An 18,019-nucleotide genomic window follows, 5' to 3' on the forward strand; every position below is an offset into this window, starting at 1 on the left:
TGGAATTGAAATTTAATACGATGCCTATCGCAAGTTCGCTCGACCCACGAAATCGTCTCGCCATAGCGCGGACGCTGTGTCTGTGCGTCCTTACGTTACTCGGCACCCACCGCACCGCGCTCGGCCAAAACGACGCCCAAGGTCCCGTTCCCAGTGGCATGGAACTGCTGGATGTCGAACCTTTTGATATTGTGCGGTTCACGGAAAAAGCGGGGGGTGGTGCTGTCCGCACCATCCTCTTCGACTTCCCCAATCGCAAGCTGCCGGTCAATCCCAAAGGCAAATTGGTCATGAGCCTGGTCGGCTTGGAGGGAAACAAATACGAAGCGGATTGGAAAGATATTGAAACGATCGAACTGTGGGAAAAACGCCTGCAGGTCGAAGTGCAAAAGATGATCGCGGAGAAACGATTCGACGACGCCTATCCGTTGCTGGCGATTCTGCTGCGCGATTACCCGCAAGTCGAAGGACTCGACCAATTGCGGACCGACTACATGTATCGCAACGCCGCCGATTCGTTGAAACGAGGTGCGTACAAACACACGCTGGCGATGCTCGAATCGCTCCGCCAGCACGACCCTTCGTTTAATACGGAGATCGTTTTGCGAGTCATCGGCGCAGTGACCGATAAACTGATTCAAGAACTGGTCGATGGCGGACAACTCGAATACGCGCAAAAGCTGCACGCCCGACTGGAGAACGATTATCGCAATGCCGAGATCTCGTCGATTCCCAAGTGGGCCGAGATATTTTTGAAGATGGCCGCCGAAAAGCGAGACGCCGCATTGGCGGCCCGTGAGCGGGGCGACATGCGATCGGCGCGCGCTTTGTCGCGAGAGAGCTACGCGATCTGGCCGCGGATCGAAGGGGGCAAAGCATTGATCGCCAAGATCGACGCCGAATACCCGCTCGTCAATGTCGGCGTGCTGCAGACCGCGACGGTCTTCGACCCGACACGGATCGACAATTGGTCGGCTCGTCGTGCCGGACGCTTGCTGTATCGAACACTGTTCGAAATCAGTGGCGCTGGCCCCGAAGGGGGCGAATACGATTTTCTGTTTGGTGACTTGGAGGTCAGCGATGACCGCAAGGAACTGTATTTTGACATCGACCTGAACAACCTCCCCCCGGCGCTGGCGACCGCAAATTCCTTTAACGTCTCCGAATTGCTGATGAACCGCGCCCGTCCCGACCATCCCGACTATTCGGCCCCCTGGGCAGCGTTGTTAAACCGTATCGAAATCCCAACACTCACAAAGATCACCGCCTATTTGAATCGTCCGCACGTGGTCCCTACCGCCTTGCTTCAACGCAAGATCGATGGCGGTGTCTTCGAAGGCGAACCCGATTCGCCGACCGGATCGTATCGCTTCGACCTGCAAGAAGACGGAGTCACACGATACGTTTATACGGGAACGGATTTGCAGCCCCATCAACCGCGAGAGGTCGTGGAAATCGAATTGGCCGATTCGGGCGATGCCGTCTCGGGCCTGCTGCGTGGAGAATTGGACGTTGTCGATCAATTGTTCCCCGCCGACGCCGATCGGCTGCGGCAAGATCCGCGCGTCAGTGTGATCAACTATCCCTTGCCATCGGTTCACATGCTGGTTCCCTGTTCGGACCACCACTTTCTTGCCGATCGAACCTTCCGCCGGGCGCTGCTTTATGCCATCGACCGCGAAACGATTCTCAGCGGCGAACTGCTGGCCAACAAATCGGTGCAGGGCTGCCAAGTGCTTTCGGGGCCGTTCCCCGCGGGGATCGAATTAAACGACCCGTTAGCCTACGCCTACGATGAAACGATCCAACCGCGACCCTATGAACCGCGTCTGGGCAATCTTTTGATCACGATGGCGAAACAGCAAGCCGATGCGTTGGCGAAACGAAACAAAGAAAAGCCGCCGGAGCTGAAGCCGATTCGCATCGGTTACCCCGCCACCGACATCGCCAACGTGGCGGTTGAAGCGATCAAGACACAGCTTTCGCTGTTGGGTGAATTGAAAGTTGAAACGATCAAGCTGCCCCCCGGACAAACCTGGCCCGAACCGGGCCAATGCGACTTGGTCTATGTCATGGCAAGCGTCTGGGAACCGGTCGCCGATGCGCGGCGGATCGTGGGCCCCGATGGGCTCGCAAAATCCGATAGCCAATTGGTCGGGATGGGATTGCGGATGCTGGAGATGTCCAAAAACTGGAAAGATGTCCGCGACGGGCTCCGCGAATTGCATCGCATCTCGCACCACGAACTGCCCGTCTTGCCGTTGTGGCAACTTGTCGATTCGTACGCTTTCCGCAAGGACATCCGCGGCGTCGGCCGCAGCAATGTCACGCTGTATCAATCGTTGGACAACTGGCGACTCTCCTCGAGCACAAAATAACGCATGCGATCTTTCGTCAACGGTATCGTCCGAATCTCCTGTCTGCCTTGGCTGGCGCTGCTAGCCTGCGCCGCACGCGGGGAAAATCCCGTTCCGTGGGACTTCAAGCCCTACAACGTGGTCGTCTGGATCGTTGCCGACGACCGCACCGCGCTCGACATCCCCGACCTGATCCACAGTCTCGACGAATCGTTCTACAAGTCGCCCGGTGCCGCGTGGAGTCCCGTCGTCGAAGAACCGCCACAGGAAATTCAATCGATCCTGTATCGCAACTTTGAATCGCTGCAGTACGACGACATTGCCGCTCGCGATTACGTGCTGGCGATGAAGCGGAACCATCAATTTGCGTCGTCGGTCCGTTCGATTGCAACCGCCGGTGACAAGCTGGAACAAATCCCCGGCGATCCGGTAGCGATCGAAACGATGGCCCAAGCCGCCGATGAAATCCCTAAGGCGAACTGGAATCGATTCCTCGATTCGCTCACCTTCGAAACCCCCGATCGCTTGCGAATGGCAGGGGCCGCGCAAGACGGATCCGATGTTGAGATCTACTTTGATGAAACCTTCATCGCGCGATTGAAAAACGCCTTAGACGAAGGGGCCCCACGACTTCGCGCGGCCGTTGAAAAGTACAAGGAAACACTGCCGACAGCGACTCCCGCCGAAGCGGTACGGATCCAGAAGATCATCGCCGAGAGCGAAGCCTGGGGAGCGATCAGTGACATGACGACGCTGACTGAGGATCAACAACTGATCCTGAAGCTCAGCGAGACGCAGGAACTCCCGATCCCCACCGACATCATCCTGCAACCGATCCGCGCGGCGCTCGAACAGCGGCAACCGTGGGCCGAATTTGTGAAGCTGTGGAAGATCGATGAAGACGATAATCTGCACATGCTGCTGCCCGGCACGCAGACGTTTCTACCGTTGCCCAACCGCGTCTTTAAAGATTTCTATCTGAAGACAGCCCGTCCCGATGGGATCAAGACGCCCGACGGTGCGGTGGGGATCGACAAACAGGACGAATTCATCAACCAACAAGTTCTGATCGATCAATTGCGCGAAATGATCGTTGAAGGAAACGGTTGGACCAAGTTTGGAACGCGTCTGGTGGCTCGCCCCGAAGGCGTGCTGTTCCTCGAATCGCAGTGGTCGGTGGGTGAAGAAGAGGAAGTCTACGAGGCGGCCCGCAAGGCGAAGAAAAAGATCGTCAACAACGACCTGATGGACGCGATGATCCTACCGCGTGGGATCGCGCTGAACTTGGACCCCGAAGCGAAAATCATCGACCCCAAGATTCCCGGCGCGGTGGCGCCCAGGATCGAGGATCCGGACAAGGTGTTTGTCGTCCGCATCCGTACCGAAGTCTCACCGATGGCGATCTCAGTTCGCGAACTCGATTGCCCGATGCGATTGATGGGACCGATCGTGAAAGCTACCGCGACGGATCAACGCGACCTGGCCGACGCTGTCGCGCGAGCGACCGTGAAATCCTTCGCGCCGATCGTGCGACTCGACAATGTCGGCAAAAAGAACGCGACGGGACGCGTCCGCGCCGGCGGTCTGCTGATGATCGAAAATGCCGAAGGCGAACTGGTCCTGGATGAATCGTCCCCCGCAGCAATCAAACCGGGGGACCTCCTGCAACCGATGATCCGCCGAATCGATCGCTTCAACAATCCAAGCCTCTTGGAAATCGTCGACTTTGCTTACCTCAAGGCGACCCAATTGGATAAGGCGAAGATCGAGATGGATGCCTACGCCGGCCGCGTCGGCACACTGCAAGGACGATCCGATCGCCGGACCACGCGAACCGCGATGAAGGTCCGTCCATTCCTGGATGAAACGATCATCCGATTGCACGCACAACGAGAGCCCGACGTTCCTTTGATCGGTTACGACATCTACAGCAAGGAACTCGATTCGATCGAGATGGAACTTGTTGGCCGAACCGATTGGGATGGCCGGATCTGGATCAAGAAGTCCGAACAACCCTTGTTGCTGCTGTATGTCAAGAACGGCCGGTCGGTGCTGGCAAAACTTCCTGTGGTTCCTGGACAATCGGAGATGGAAATTGCCGACATTCCCGGCGACGATACACGTCTACGAGCCGAAGCGTATCTCAAAGGTGTCGAGAATCAGATCGTCGATCTCGTCGCGATTCGCACGCTCTTGGCGGCCCGGATCCGGATCAAGCTTGAGAAAGGGGATCTGAAATCCGCGCAGGAATTGTTCCGATCTTTGAAGGAACAGCCCAGCTATACGTTCATCGCCGATGACATGGACTTTCAATCGACGATCATCCAAACCGAAAGCAAATCGCAGAACGCGTCGATCCGCAAGATGTTCGGACGCACCCGCGAACTGCTGAAAGAACACATCTCCGACGCCCTGATCAACTCGCTGCAACGCGACCTGATCGCCGTTGAAAAGGGCGAACCGATGCCGAGCAAAGCAAGCGCCGAAGCGGAAGCCAACTAGCCATCCGCTGGGCGACGCCAGCATTTCGCATCGCCCTCGATTAACCGGCGACGCCGTCCACCACTTGCAGCCCGCCGTCGATCAATTCGTAGCGCTGCTGCATCAGATCGGCCAAGGCCATACTGTGGGTCACGACGATCAACATCGCGTTTTCCTGCTTCTGCAGATCGACCAACAATCGTCCCACAGTCTCGGCGGTGTTGCGATCCAAGTTCCCCGTCGGTTCGTCAGCCAGCACCAGTGTCGGTTCGCACAACAATGCGCGAGCGACCGCGACGCGTTCGCGCTCGCCTCCGGAAAGCTCGCTCGGCAAATGCTCCAACCGACCGCTTAGCCCCACGCGTTCCAAGAGCTCTTGTGCTCGCTGGATCCTCGCCGCCGACGGCTTGCCGTGAGCCAGCGACGGGACCAGCACGTTTTCGATCACCGACAACTGCGGCAGCAGATGATGCTCTTGAAAAATGAAGCCGATCCGTTGGTTGCGAAACAGCGCGATCGCTTCTTCATCCAACGCGTAGGGGTCGACATCGTCGAGTTTCACGCTCCCCGAAGTCGGTCGGTCGAGCGAACCGAGGATGTGCAACAGCGTACTTTTCCCCGAACCGCTGGGACCGATGATCGCCGCGTTTTGCCCCGCTTCCAATTGCAGCGAAACATCCCGCAACACGACCAAGGGATCGGTCCGCGTTTCATATTGCTTACTAACCTGTTCGACAACCAACTTGCTCATGGATGACTTCTCGCGTCGCGTAGGGATTGCGTTTCGCTAGCGGCTGATTCGCGTCGCCCCAGCTCTGAACGGCTGGCAAAATTGCAAACCGCCGATCAAGTCATCCTACCGAGAATCTGTGCCATTGCTAGACAGCTTGCACGCCCGACCCGCTCGCTGCCGTGCATCGCCGACCGTTCGCAGCGTACCGCCGCATCACCGCGGGACGCTTAAACAACTAAAGTGATCCATCGACAGCGTCGCCAAAATCGCTTCGATCTGGCTTTGCATGCTTGGATCCCGCTGCATCGCCGCCTGAAATTGTTCGGACGCCAGTCGCGTCTTTTGATGTTCGCGATAACACTGGGCCAACAAAAAGTGATGCTCGCCAGTCGGTGCGATTTCGACAAGCTGCTGATACGCCTGCTCTTCCAGCAATCGCATCTGCAGCCGCCGCGCAGCGAATCCAATGCCTTTGTATCCGCTGACCAGTCCCGCCGTCTTAGCGTCGCTATCGGGCTGTGACATCCAGAACTCCAGAGACCGCCGATAGGCTGCCATGCTCTCTTCGGGCCGCTCCATCCGCTGGAAACAGAGCCCCTGATAATCGAGCGCCACCGGATGGAAGTTGGCTCCGTGGGTCAGCGGTTCGATCCGCCGCAGCGCTTCGCCGTGGCGTTCCAACTGGACTAGCGTGGTGATCTGCTGGGCAATCTCGCCAAGCGAAGTCGGTTCGGCAGCGTCTGCCAGTTGATCGATTAATTGCGTTCGCCGCTGTTGCAGTTGCGGCAGCAGAGTGACAAGCGGAGTCCCGTCGATTGTTTGTGTTGGTACCAGCTGACTCAATTGATCCGCTTGCCGCGCGGCCAACGCGATCCGCTGGTTCTGCAGCGATTCGGTCAACGCTTTCTGTAAGTCGGCGGCGACCGCGTGTGCGTAAACTGCGGGAACCAAGATCCACAGCCCCGCAAAGATCGTCCGGCGTGGCCACGCCGATAGGACGCGTTCGATATCGCCGTCGGGCGACATCGACGGATCGCGGTCGCGACGGTCGCCAGCAAGGCGAGCGACCAGATTCGCAAAACCAACCGAACCGCTGGCCACACAAAGACCGATCGCTCCTCGAATCGCAACGAGACTCCACTCGCTGAACTCGCCGCGGGGCAGGGTACTGGCGGCCCAAACCATCAGTGCGGCGGTGCTCCCCCAGCCGCAGAACATCGCCGCGGCGCTGATCCCCGGCGAAGCGGAACGCCCGCGGCGCAGCCATTCCAACGCCAACGGGAGACTTAAAAATAGCGAGCAAACCAAGACGTCGACCCGTGCAAAAACGAGGATCGCATCCCCGGCAGGTGTTCGCCATTGCAACAGCAGCCCGACCCACGAAGCGAGCGTTAGCAGCGCGATCGCGTGGGAGAGCAGCGGTTTTGCGTTAGGTTGAACCGGCGACATCATGCGCTCTCCACCGCCAGGTCGGCTCGGGTTCGCTTGGGCGATTTCCAGATCAGGCCGTCGAAACAATAGTGCCAAAAGGCGACGATCATGTTGACCAACAACCAAACCTCAAAGTAGCCACGCGACAACAGGTAATTGCCCGCGCCGATCAGCATGACAAACGCGACTAAGAAAAGCATCCACATCCCCGCCAGATAAGCGAACACGCCCGGCTGGGCATCGCCGGGGTTCGGGGGCTTGCCGCGCGATTGCTGCACGCTCCAGGTGACGATCGCCAGGTATTCCAGCGAATGGAAGATTGCCGACGCCAAGGCGAGGCGGAGAACCAATTGACTGTCTTGCAGATGGCTGGCGTACAACATCGCGGTGAACAGCCCCATCATGCTGGCCAGATAGGCAAAGCTGGCGATGCCTGAAGCGGCTAACGAACGCATCTGGAACAACTGTCGCAGCACGAAGTACAGCGGGATGCCAGCGACGATCAGATCCAGCGGCGCGAAGGCGTCCGATCCGGGAAAAGGCCCCTCGGTCCATCCCCAACCGGCCACGCGAGCGATCACATACAAAACAAACCCGCGAAACAACGCCTTCTCTACCGAAGACGCTCCGCTGTCCCGATGCTCCGGTTGCCGACGCTGATAGATCCGATAGATGCCGTGATGTTGAGACGAAAAGTGCCAGGCGTTCCAGACGTAATCGATCACCCCCAGGCATAACAGCGTGCCGGTTCCAAACCGCAGGCACAGACAACCCGCAACGATCGCTAACGCCAGCCCGATAAAGAGCCCACGCCGATCGGCGGTCTTCTTTTTGTCCAATCCGACGAGAACCAACGTGATCCAACGATGCGGCGTGGTGATAAAGTAGATCTGCCAAAACGTGAGGCTCTGATGCATCGTCGCGCCGCCGAAACCGTCAACAAACAGGATCAACGGCCAGAAGATGTTGGCGATAAACAGCAGATCGATCAGCGGTGAAAACAGGAAACCGCTGGCCTGATCCCGCGCCGCGGGAACGGCTGCGACGCGCGATCGCACCGGCATCGGGGAAACTTGGGCGCTCAAGGCTTCACCTGTGGCGTGGAGTGTTTTGGTGCGAGAGCCTCGTGGATTCGGATCTCGTGATCATGGAACGCGATCCCCGCCGTCCACTCGGTGGCCGGCATATGGCAATCGATGCAATCGCCTTGAGGACTGGCGGTGCACAATGAATCGTGTCCCGATTGATGGCACTGTTGGCATTGCTGGATGTAGACGGTGCGGTCGTGCGAGACGGTGTCGTGGGGATCGTGACAGGTCGAACAGGTTAGCTTGTCGGGTGATTCGAGATAACACCGACTGCGCTTCAAACCATACGGCTGAAAGCGAACCAGTTCGTGCGGCTGTGCCGTCGGCGAGACCGAACTCTCGTCGCGGTGGCACTGGGCGCAGGCATCGATATAGTCTTCGGCAGACGCGTACTGGACCAGCGGCTTGGATTCCTCACCGCGTCCCTGCTGCGCGAGCTGGGCGTGCTGCTTCCGCGGCCCGTGACAGCGTTCGCAACCGACATTGGCGACATACAGATCGTTTTGGATCGACAGCTGAGCGGGCGGCCCGACGGTGGTGTGACAACCAAGGCAGCTGCGAACATCGCCGGCATCCATCGGCCGGCCGTAACACTGCAGCGATTTGGCTTCGTATTGATCGAACTTCTCATGTTCGGGTGTCAGCCCAATCCCGCCTCGATTGGCGAGGAACGACCAACGCATTTCCACACCGCGCTGAGCCCGCTGGTCGACGAAGATCGGTGTCTGAGCATGCGTCCCCGAACCGAGCAGCCAGGTGACCGGAAGCGATGGCAGATCGGGATCGTCGGCGTCGCGAACCATGAAGCGGTCGCGGTGTGAAGTGAATTCAAAGGTCTGGGAACGCCGCGAGTCCTGGTAGGGCGGCCCCGCAAGCAGTTCGGATGCGAAGTCCGAATCGAGCATGGCCACTGCGGTGCGAGAGTGTCCCGAGCGAAGCTGCGCAGCCGCTTGCTTGGGATGGCAACTGGCGCACGCGGCATCGCCAGCGAAGTGCTGGTCGATCATTCCCTTCCACGCCTTGACTTGCGGAGGCTCCGCCAATGAATCCGATGTCGCCCCAAGCGCCGACGCGTCGGCCGATGGGACTGGCGGAACAGGCCAGATCGTATCGGCGACCAAGAGGGCGACAACGCCAAACGCCAACAAGATTCCGATCGCCGCAGCGGCCGGAATCTTGGTTGTCAGACGAAGCTGCGGCGAAGTATTTTCCTCTGCCGCAACAACGCGCTGCTTCTTTGGGATGGCTTTATCTCTTCTCAACGACTAGCCCAACGGTGCGTCTTTGATCTTCCAGACATCGCCATTTCGTTGCAGGGTCCAGACCTGTTCGGTCTCCGTTGCATCGGAAGGCTTTTTGCGGCCACCATCTTTTCCGGATGTGCTGTAGACACCGCCAAAGATTTTGACTGGCACGGTTGCGCTGTCACCATCGACGGTTGCTTCTCCGACAACCTGGAAGCCACGCGCCCCGTAGTCCTTGCGATTTTCGGGAGCTGCCCCGGTGACAAACGCTTTGGAAAAGCTCTCTTCATCGCCAGCGGCGTCGCCCAAGCCTTCGACTTGAGCATTCAGGTTTTGAGCATCGGTCACTTGGACCGGATCGGTTGAACCGCAGCCAACCAGGGCGGGGGCTGCCAAGAGAGCAACGATAAACAACTTGCTAACGTTTTTCATGGATCTAAAAGTGTTGAAGGGGGTTTGAGTTTGGGGGATTTCGTTTGGCGACATCAAGCACTGGCGGCGCGGGCGATCTTTGCCTCGCGCCGGAGGTCAGCTGCTGGAATGCCAACAGCCCGACCGGTGTTGTCGCTATCGTTTCGTCGCGGCTTATTCCGAGACGACTTCGCCGTTTTGGGCGGTGTTCAACGGACGCCAGACGGCAACGTTATCGACCGTCTCGGAGAAGAACCGAACCGATCCATCGGCCATCGCGGTATTCACGCCTCCGGGATGAAAGCTTCTCGCGGCGGCATAGACGTTTTCGGTGTCGCGTTCTTCGGTGCATGCCAGCAGAGGAAAGCGGTCGTCTGGGATCGCTTCATCACAAGCGGCGATCACGTCCCGTTCGCGTGAGTTAGGATTCAGGAAGGCGCTGAAAATCGTAGCTCCCATCGCTGGCGACATCCAAACGCCGCGGATGTCGGTGCTGGAGGTTCCCGTAAGCCCGTCGGTGCCAATGATCTCGCTCAACGCCACGGTATTGCTCAATCCATCGGTCAAGTCCTGGCTACCCATCCCCTTGGAGTGCTGATAGCGATCAGCTCTGGTAACTGCGGGAGTATTGAACTTTTCCTGCGTGGTGTAGTAGGTGCCAAATGCACCGCGAGTGGCACTGCTTTCCCAAGAGAGCATGTTGCCCGAGCCCCAGCTGGCCGCATAGTTGCTCCCTTTGCCCAGGGCTTCGAGGCCGTAGCCGCCGTCGCTGAATTGCTTGGAGAGTGTCACGGCCGAAGGGCAGCGAGAGAAGGCGGGTAGCTGCTCGCGACCGAAGAAGGTCGGATCGATCGATTCGCAGTGGTCGCAAGGGTTCTGGGTTCCCGTAGGGCGGTCGGCTTCACAGTCCTCGACCAGATCCCACAGACCAGGTTGTTCGACATATGGCAGAAGGAGCGCCAGCCAGTGCCAGCCCATCTCGTTTTGGCCGTGCTGCCAGCCGCCGGTTTTATAGCGATTGGCCGATTCGTCGTAGTTAACCCAACCTGGTGGCAGCGTGCCGAAGGTATCCATGTGGTTGTGCAACGCCAACCCAAGTTGCTTCATGTTGTTTTGGCACTGCATCCGCCGAGCCGCTTCGCGAGCCGCTTGGACTGCAGGCAGCAACAACCCGACAAGGATGCCGATGATCGCGATCACGACCAGCAGTTCCACGAGGGTGAACCCCATACGGTTGGGACGTCTTGAGTCCCCGTTTTTCTGTTGAAGACAGGTCACTGTAGAAATGCTCCTCAAATGAGTTCGAATGAAAACAAAGTCAGCGCCGAGAAAACCGATAGCGCAGAGAACGCAACAAGTCGTTGCGCGTGACTTCTTTCGACGGGAGCAGGCTAGAAGAAGATTATTCAGGAACGGTTGCGTTTAGATGAAGAACGCATTAACCGGCTTTCCCATTCGGACCGCGCTAGAACAGTGGTAAATCTGAGCGCATTCAGCATCATTTGAGTAGGCTTACGGAACACTAAGGCGGAATCACACCGGAAAACTTTTCAACTTTTTTTCCTACCAGGAAAGCGATCCCAGCCCGGCATCCGCCCCTGTTACTGAGCGCCGCTGCCCAGAAGAACCGGAACGTAGGGAAAGTTATCTCCGGCGCGACTTAGGGTCGCGCGGTGACGGTCAATGTTGTTTGATACTGCTTCCCCTCGCGCAGGAGAACCACAGCCACCTCTTGGCCGATAGGAGTCAGGCCGACTTGATTGACCAGGTGGTCATCATCCTCGATCTCAACGCCATTGAACCGCTGGATAAGGTCGTCGTGTTGCAGGTGTCCCTGAGCCGCTGGCGAATTAGGCGTCACCTTTTTGACCAACGCGCCACGCGGCCGACGAACCCCCAATCGAATAGCAGTCTCTGGACCGAAGTCAGGATCCAGCGAAACCCCCAGATAAGATCGCTGCAGCCTGCCCACAGTGGCGAGCTGACGCGCCACAAGCATCACCATATTGATTGGAATCGCAAATCCGATCCCTTCGCTGCCGCCGCTGCTGCTGGCGATCGCGGTGTTGAGCCCAATCACTTCTCCCTGAAGATTCAACAACGGGCCACCGCTGTTGCCGGGATTGATGGCCGCGTCGGTTTGAAAGAAGTCCTGCAATTCGATTCGCTCTTCGCCCAATGTCAGATCACGACGCCCCTTTGCACTGATGATCCCAAAGGTCACCGAGTGGCTGAGGCCGAAAGGGCTGCCAATCGCCAGAACAAAGTCACCGATGTCGACACGGTCACTATCGCCCAGTTGGGCGATTTCCAAGTCCTCCCCACGCACCTCCATGATCGCCACATCGGTGCTCGAATCACTAATGATTCGTATCGGATGCAGTTCGCGACCATCGCTTAACCGAACCGTAACCTGCGACTCCTTGGCTCCAAAGACCACGTGCCGATTGGTCAGCACGTAAAAACTTCCATCGATCTCGACGATCGCCCCCGAACCGGCTTCGTCGAACTCCTCGCTGCGGCCACGTTTGGTTTCGGTCTTACGGGCTTCCAGATGAACCACGCTCGGCTTGGCGACCCGAGCGACATGCTTCACCACACGACTCATACTTTGCAGAACAGCGATTTCGCCTGGGATATCGATCTCCGGACGGGGAGCGGCACGATCGTTTACAAGACTGGCGGGAGTCAGCTGAGCAAAAGCTGGCCCCATCAGTCCGCAAAGGATCGCGATAGTCAGGATCGATCTTGAATAGTTCATAGTTCTGTGAGTCCCGAAACGCAAATACGCCACCGTCGAAAAATATCGCCTGCCGTACTGAACATCGGTATTGTTGCGGTTCGACTTCGCTGACGTCGATTCAACATGGATGATGCACAGCATCGACATAACACGAAAAAAGCGAAGCGTTTTCCAAATTGAAATCGCTTCGCTATCAATGATATTTAGAATCGCCAGTCAGGGCCAACATCCCTGCAGCGAAGCCAGCCCTCGCGAATCCAACGATCGCAACGGGGTGGTGGCGACCGCAAAGGCAGCCTACACGCTATCGACTTCGCTACCGTTTTGTGGGCGGCTCCAGGACCATCCCCCTCCGGTATCGGTCCCTTCGCTTTTGCGTTTACATTCGATGCATTCGGTCGCGTAGGGAACGATCTGCAGTCGGGCGACCGGAATTACTTTGCCACACCCATCACAGCTACCGTAAGATCCATCGCGCATCCGGGCTAGCGCGTCGTCGATTTGCCCCAACTCGCGGCTCTCGACTTCCGCCAATTGGCTACTCAGTTCGTCGCGCGCCGTGTCCGACGCAGCGTCGAGGACATCGCCATGGCTCTGCTCGCGAAGTTCATTCAGCGAACTCAGATCGCCCGCCAGAACTCGACGCAATGCATCCCGCCGTCGAACGAGCAATTGTCGCAACTTCAAGATAGCTTGTGTACGTGCCATATCTCTAACAGCCTCAATTCAATGATGGTTAATCTTCGGATTGCCCACAGCCGTCTCGATCTTTGCAGTCGAACCATCGCAGTCTGATGCGACTTTCAACAGCCCGCCTGACGTAACTCAGACGGCATTCCACGGGCTCAGGTTCCTCTACTTGGTCCGGTGAATTCCTCGCAGGCAATCTAAACTATAGTACGCATTCCCAATCTGAAGCGGCGCGTAGCTCAAATTCGCTGATTTGAGTTGTCACCGACAACTCGCAAGTCGTTCAATGAAAATGACTTGCGCATGCTAGCCGAGGTCGATCCAGGTTCCCTTCCGAACGCTTTTTTTGTCGGACAGTTTGAATTCCTTGCTATCACGCCCTCAACCTACCGACTTCTACCCCAGCGACGAGGCTTCGGTTCAAGAAAATCGCCGATCGGGCAATTGCTAGCTGAACCAACCCGCATTTTTGGGATAAATAGAGCTTGAGAAATCCAAGGAAAGTCGGATCAGTCTGGTTTGGAGGAATGTACGAACGTTATCGTTCCGATAGAAGAGATGACGGGATAGTCCCCATGGAAGGAATCAATCGGAAGGCAACGACGTGTCCGCACCAGCTAACACCCACAAGCCAACGCAAAACTCGGGCTCCGATGGCCCCAGTACGAATGACTACGTAGAGTTTCAAGTCGACCGCGTCGGGCACCCCCGCCGCCGGTTACGACTGAGCGGCCAAAGCTACACATTCGGATCGGGCGAAGGATGTTCGGTCCGTCTGGAGGATCCGTCGTTGCGCAAGACGCACGCCATCCTCATCCGCCAACAGGACCGGCTACTGGTTCGCGGATACGGCATCGCGATCTTGGTCAATGGGATTCGCGTCACCGAAGCGTGGCTTGAACCGCAGGACAACATCCAGCTGGGCGACTACACGCTGACGTTGCTGCAGGGGGTTCGTAACCCAGGCTCTCCAACGACGCAACCGTCCCGGCCCCCGTTACCAATCGCCGAAGCCGCCCATTCGCCATTTGCAGAATCGGCCCGTCACTTCATCACCTCGCCACGGCAAACCAGCGACGCGCAGCCGCTTGCGCGTAACCCAAGGAAAGATGGCGCCGCGACCTCCAGCCGCCTGTCTTTTGCCGACGGGATGCGTTTGGTATCCAAATCGCCTGTCCATTTCGACGCCGAAGATTATTTCTCGCGTCTAACTCCGCTCGCCCCAGCGCGTCAACCCTCTTCGGACAAACCGCCAGCCCTGGACCCCAGGGAAGCGGCACGGCTGCAGCGCTTGGAAGAAATGCAAGCGCAGTCATCGCAACACGCCGAAGCCGCGATCGCTTCGAGCGCGGCATCGACCCACGCGGTGGAAACGCTGGCCGACAAACTCGATTCGCTGTTCGAACAATTGGCCGTCAATACCGAACGGCAGCGTTCCGACGCGTTGCAACAAGAACTTGAATCCGCCAACGCGAAACACGCGAACCAGCTAGAAGCCTTCATGCTGCTGACCGATCGCGTCAGCGTGCTGGAAACCGCCGTGGACCGTGCCAACAAAGAGGCTCGCCAACACCGCGAGAAGCACGAACAAGCCCTGCTACGGATCCAGCAATTGGAAACGCAGTTGAGCGAAGCAATCGCCACGCACAGCGCGCGGCAAGCCAGTTGGGAACAGGAGACCGAGGGACTACGCAAATCGATCGACGATCTGAACGATCAGCTCTCTTCGGCGCAACAGCATCTATCGGAGCAGCAAAAAGAATCGCTCCAATGGCGCAAAGAATTGGACGATGCCATCGCGGGCGCCGACAAATCCGCGGCCGAACATGCCACGGCCATCGCAGCGCATCTGAAACGCCAAGACGAATTGACCGCCGAACATGCCCGCGTCGTCGAAGAACTCGCGTTGCAGCATGCCGAACAGAATGAAGCGTTGGCGGCAGCGCACGCCCGTTCGATCGAGGACCTTTTGGCGGAGCAAGAGCAACTCAAATCGCAGCTCGCCCAAGAGCTCGCCGATCATGAACAGGCGTTGGAGCGGGAGCAAGCCGAGCACCAACAGGGGCTTGCGGTCCACGCCGAACAAAACGCAGCGGCAGCAGCGAAGATCGCGCATCTCGAAAACGAACTTGCCGAAGCGGTGACGAAATACAAGAACCACCAACAGGTCTGGGAGGCCGAAGCCAAAGAGCTCAACGCAACGATCGAACAGATCAGTCGGCAGATGGCGATTTCAGAAACGAAATACAATGAACAGCGAGAGCTGGCCGACCAATTGCAAAATCAACTGACCGATATCGAATCGGCCAACGCCGTTGCTGAAGGGGAAGTCGTCGATCAAACCGCCGAATTGCTTCAGGAATTGCAGAACGCACAAGATCGGTTGGCGGCGCTGCGGATCGAACAAACGGCTCGGCAAAGCTCGTGGCAGCTTGAACGCGAAGAACTCGAATACAAGATTTCCCATCAAGCGGCCGAACTTTCGCAACTCTCAGCCCAGCGTTCGGCGGTCAATCCCCAAGACGAAGCGACGGTCGCGAACCGACTCGCCGCACGCCTGCAGGCCGAAGTCAATCGGCTGCACCAAGACGCACCTCTGGAAACGCCGGACGCCAAACTGCCGTTTGCCGAATTCACAAACGATCAAGAAGGCAACGGATCGGAAGCGTTCGCCCTCCTCGCCGATGGCGAAGCGTTGACGGCCGAGGACTCCCTGCCGCAAGGCCTCGATGACGCAGCGCCCTCGACGCAACAAGCTGCCGAAACGTTTTCAACCCCCTCGAAACAGGAACCCGACGCTGCCGACGCTGCATCGCTCGAGGACGAACCCGCTGCGGAAAGCTTCGATTCCGAAGCCATATCGGCTGACGACGCCGAAGTCCAAACCATCGCTAGCGCCGATGCTCACGTTGACGACGAAGAACCATCGTCCGTATTCGCTTTTCCCCAGGAAGAGCATGCCGCGACCGACGCCGAGGTATCGATTGAGGAAACTCCAGCCGAGCCCCTCGAGGCGCCGCCTCAGCACAGCGTGTATCACAACCTAACCGATCCCAACACGAACCCCGACGATCCATCGGCACTGCAAGTCGAGGATCAGGAGATGGCATGGGGAACCGGGGCGGAGAACGAGAACGCCGACGATGACGATGACGAGCCGATCGCTAACACCTACGTGATCGAGAACCCACAACAACTGGACATACCCGCCAGCGGGCTGCCTGCCTTTGGCGAGGCCTTTGGCTTTCCTCCTCAAGCCGCGGCGCAGCCCGATGACGATGCGCCCTTCGGCGAAGACGCATCGTCGGTGGCCAATGCGACGGAAGGCGAAGGCTCGTTCGGCAGTTACGACGAAGCGGGCTGGGAGGACGACGCGGGGGAACTGGTCATCGATTCGTCGACCGACGACGAAGTCTCTCCATGGGGCGACGACGACGACGATGCACTCAGCGGCTTGGCAGCGGAGATGATTGGCGAATTCAACCAAGATGCTCCCCAAGCGGGCTCGTTTGCCAATCTATCCGAATCGAGCACCTACGATCCCACCGCCATGGACCTGAACATGTCGATGTCGATGGGTGTCTCATTCCCGAACTCTTCCGACGCTCCCGAATCAAGCGACGCTGATGAACACGGTCCCGGCCCGGTCATCTCCCAAGCGTTCCCCAGCATTCCCGAAGCCCGTGAGATCGACAAGGCCGACAGCGGCATCGATGCCGACGATTTTGCCGGGCACACTCAAATGATGCCCGCAGGGGGCTATGTCGTTTCTCCGCCAGAAGATCATCTTGCTCAAGACGCGGTCGATGCGGAGCGCGAGACCTACGACCCGCCGCACAGCGAAGCCCCCGTCGAACCTGACGACGTGATGGTCGATTCCGCCGCGGAGCTCGCCCCGCCGCCCGAGCCGGCGGAAGAAGAAGCGTCCTATTATGGTTCGCAAGCGATCGACGAACCCTACGACGAGGCTCCCGCGGAAGAACCCGTTCAAAAATCGGATCTGCCACGCCGCGAAGTTCCGCTATACGAACCGCCCAGTGAGAGTGCCGCGAGCGGATCGGTAGCCGAAACGCCTAGCGAGGACGAAGAGGATTCGATCGAAGCCTATATGAATCGCTTGCTCAATCGCATGCATGGAAAGAACGACGAGCCCGAGCCTGCGGCGCCGTCGCGCCCCGAGCCGACGGCGGCCCCCGTCGTATCGCAACCCACCGTTGAATCCTTGGTGGAAGCGACCGTCGTGGAAGAAGCCAAGCAAGACGTGATGCACGAATCGGAATACGTTCCACGCAGTGCCGCGCCGGAACATACCGCCAACCTTACGGCGATGCGTGAACTGGCCAACAGTTCGGCTCGGCAAGCGATCGCTAAAAGCGTTCGGAATCGGCAACGCAGTCAATCGATGCTGAAATTGTTCCTTTCGGGAGCATTCATCATGGGCAGCGGCACCTTCGCCGTGCTTGCCCAACGCCAACTGATGCCCTACGCATTGGCCTCCGCCGCCTGTGTGCTGCTGGCCATCTACTGGGGACTCAGCGGCCTCAAGCTGCTCAAGGGAAGCGGTACTCCGTCTTCAGAGCGATCGCAGCCCCCCGCGAAAGAGCCGTCCGATACGGCGGCGAATCGCGATGCACCTGCCGGTGGCGATCGATCCTAGGCTGCACCGCCGTCTCAAATCTCCCCGAATCACGTCGCTGCCGCTTCATTTTGAAGCGTTGCTCGGCAGAGATGTGAATTATTGATGGAGCTTGCGTGTTTTTCTTTGCGGTTCTGATTTTGAACCGTTGACGAACCTGGATTGTGTCGATTACCTTGCATCAAAGGAATTCAAGCTAAACCAC

11 protein-coding genes are annotated in these 18,019 nt (G+C 58.2%); 3 read left to right on the top strand and 8 right to left on the bottom strand.

Translation table 11 applies throughout. The features are described 5' to 3' along the window. Positions 1 to 20: 20 nt before the first annotated feature. Positions 21 to 2,378 (top strand): ABC transporter substrate-binding protein, encoded by a 2,358-nt coding sequence (locus tag Poly24_RS24630; RefSeq protein ID WP_197452153.1) that lies wholly within the window; start codon positions 21 to 23, stop codon positions 2,376 to 2,378. 3 nt (positions 2,379 to 2,381) lie between these two features. Beyond that, positions 2,382 to 4,859: a hypothetical protein gene (locus Poly24_RS24635; RefSeq protein ID WP_145101881.1), complete on the top strand. Its 2,478-nt coding sequence runs from the start codon at positions 2,382 to 2,384 to the stop codon at positions 4,857 to 4,859. Positions 4,860 to 4,899: 40 nt separating this feature from the next. Here the strand turns inward: Poly24_RS24635 and Poly24_RS24640 are convergent, their stop codons facing one another. The 8 genes from Poly24_RS24640 to Poly24_RS24675 form a co-directional block, all read right to left on the bottom strand. After that, on the bottom strand, positions 4,900 to 5,589 hold the full coding sequence (locus Poly24_RS24640) for an ABC transporter ATP-binding protein (RefSeq protein ID WP_145101883.1): 690 nt from the start codon (positions 5,587 to 5,589) through the stop codon (positions 4,900 to 4,902). A 195-nt stretch (positions 5,590 to 5,784) separates the two neighbouring features. Continuing rightward, on the bottom strand, positions 5,785 to 7,023 hold the full coding sequence (locus tag Poly24_RS24645) for a tetratricopeptide repeat protein (RefSeq protein WP_145101885.1): 1,239 nt from the start codon (positions 7,021 to 7,023) through the stop codon (positions 5,785 to 5,787). Then, entirely contained in the window at positions 7,020 to 8,066 is a 1,047-nt protein-coding gene (locus Poly24_RS24650) for a hypothetical protein (protein ID WP_145101887.1), read from the bottom strand. Before Poly24_RS24650 ends, Poly24_RS24645 begins: the two co-directional genes overlap by 4 nt. A 17-nt stretch (positions 8,067 to 8,083) precedes the next feature. Next, entirely contained in the window at positions 8,084 to 9,352 is a 1,269-nt protein-coding gene (locus Poly24_RS24655) for a multiheme c-type cytochrome (RefSeq protein WP_231753333.1), read from the bottom strand. Between the two features lie 3 nt (positions 9,353 to 9,355). Continuing rightward, complete coding sequence (locus Poly24_RS24660) at positions 9,356 to 9,766, bottom strand: hypothetical protein (protein ID WP_145101889.1); 411 nt, start codon at positions 9,764 to 9,766, stop codon at positions 9,356 to 9,358. Positions 9,767 to 9,919: 153 nt separating this feature from the next. Then, a complete protein-coding gene (locus Poly24_RS24665) occupies positions 9,920 to 10,975 on the bottom strand; it encodes a DUF1559 family PulG-like putative transporter (protein ID WP_145101891.1) in 1,056 nt (351 codons plus the stop codon). 430 nt (positions 10,976 to 11,405) lie between these two features. Beyond that, the gene (locus Poly24_RS24670) at positions 11,406 to 12,506 is read right to left on the bottom strand and encodes a S1C family serine protease (RefSeq protein WP_145101893.1); all 1,101 of its coding nucleotides are present in this window, start codon (positions 12,504 to 12,506) and stop codon (positions 11,406 to 11,408) included. A 279-nt stretch (positions 12,507 to 12,785) separates the two neighbouring features. After that, on the bottom strand, positions 12,786 to 13,196 hold the full coding sequence (locus Poly24_RS24675; protein ID WP_145101895.1) for a TraR/DksA family transcriptional regulator: 411 nt from the start codon (positions 13,194 to 13,196) through the stop codon (positions 12,786 to 12,788). A gap of 586 nt (positions 13,197 to 13,782) precedes the next feature. On the opposite strand from Poly24_RS24675, the gene Poly24_RS24680 reads away from it, so the two are divergent. Then, positions 13,783 to 17,835: an FHA domain-containing protein gene (locus Poly24_RS24680; RefSeq protein WP_145101897.1), complete on the top strand. Its 4,053-nt coding sequence runs from the start codon at positions 13,783 to 13,785 to the stop codon at positions 17,833 to 17,835. The last annotated feature ends 184 nt before the right edge of the window (positions 17,836 to 18,019 follow it).

Source organism: Rosistilla carotiformis (assembly GCF_007753095.1).
Classification (GTDB): Bacteria; Planctomycetota; Planctomycetia; order Pirellulales; family Pirellulaceae; genus Rosistilla; species Rosistilla carotiformis.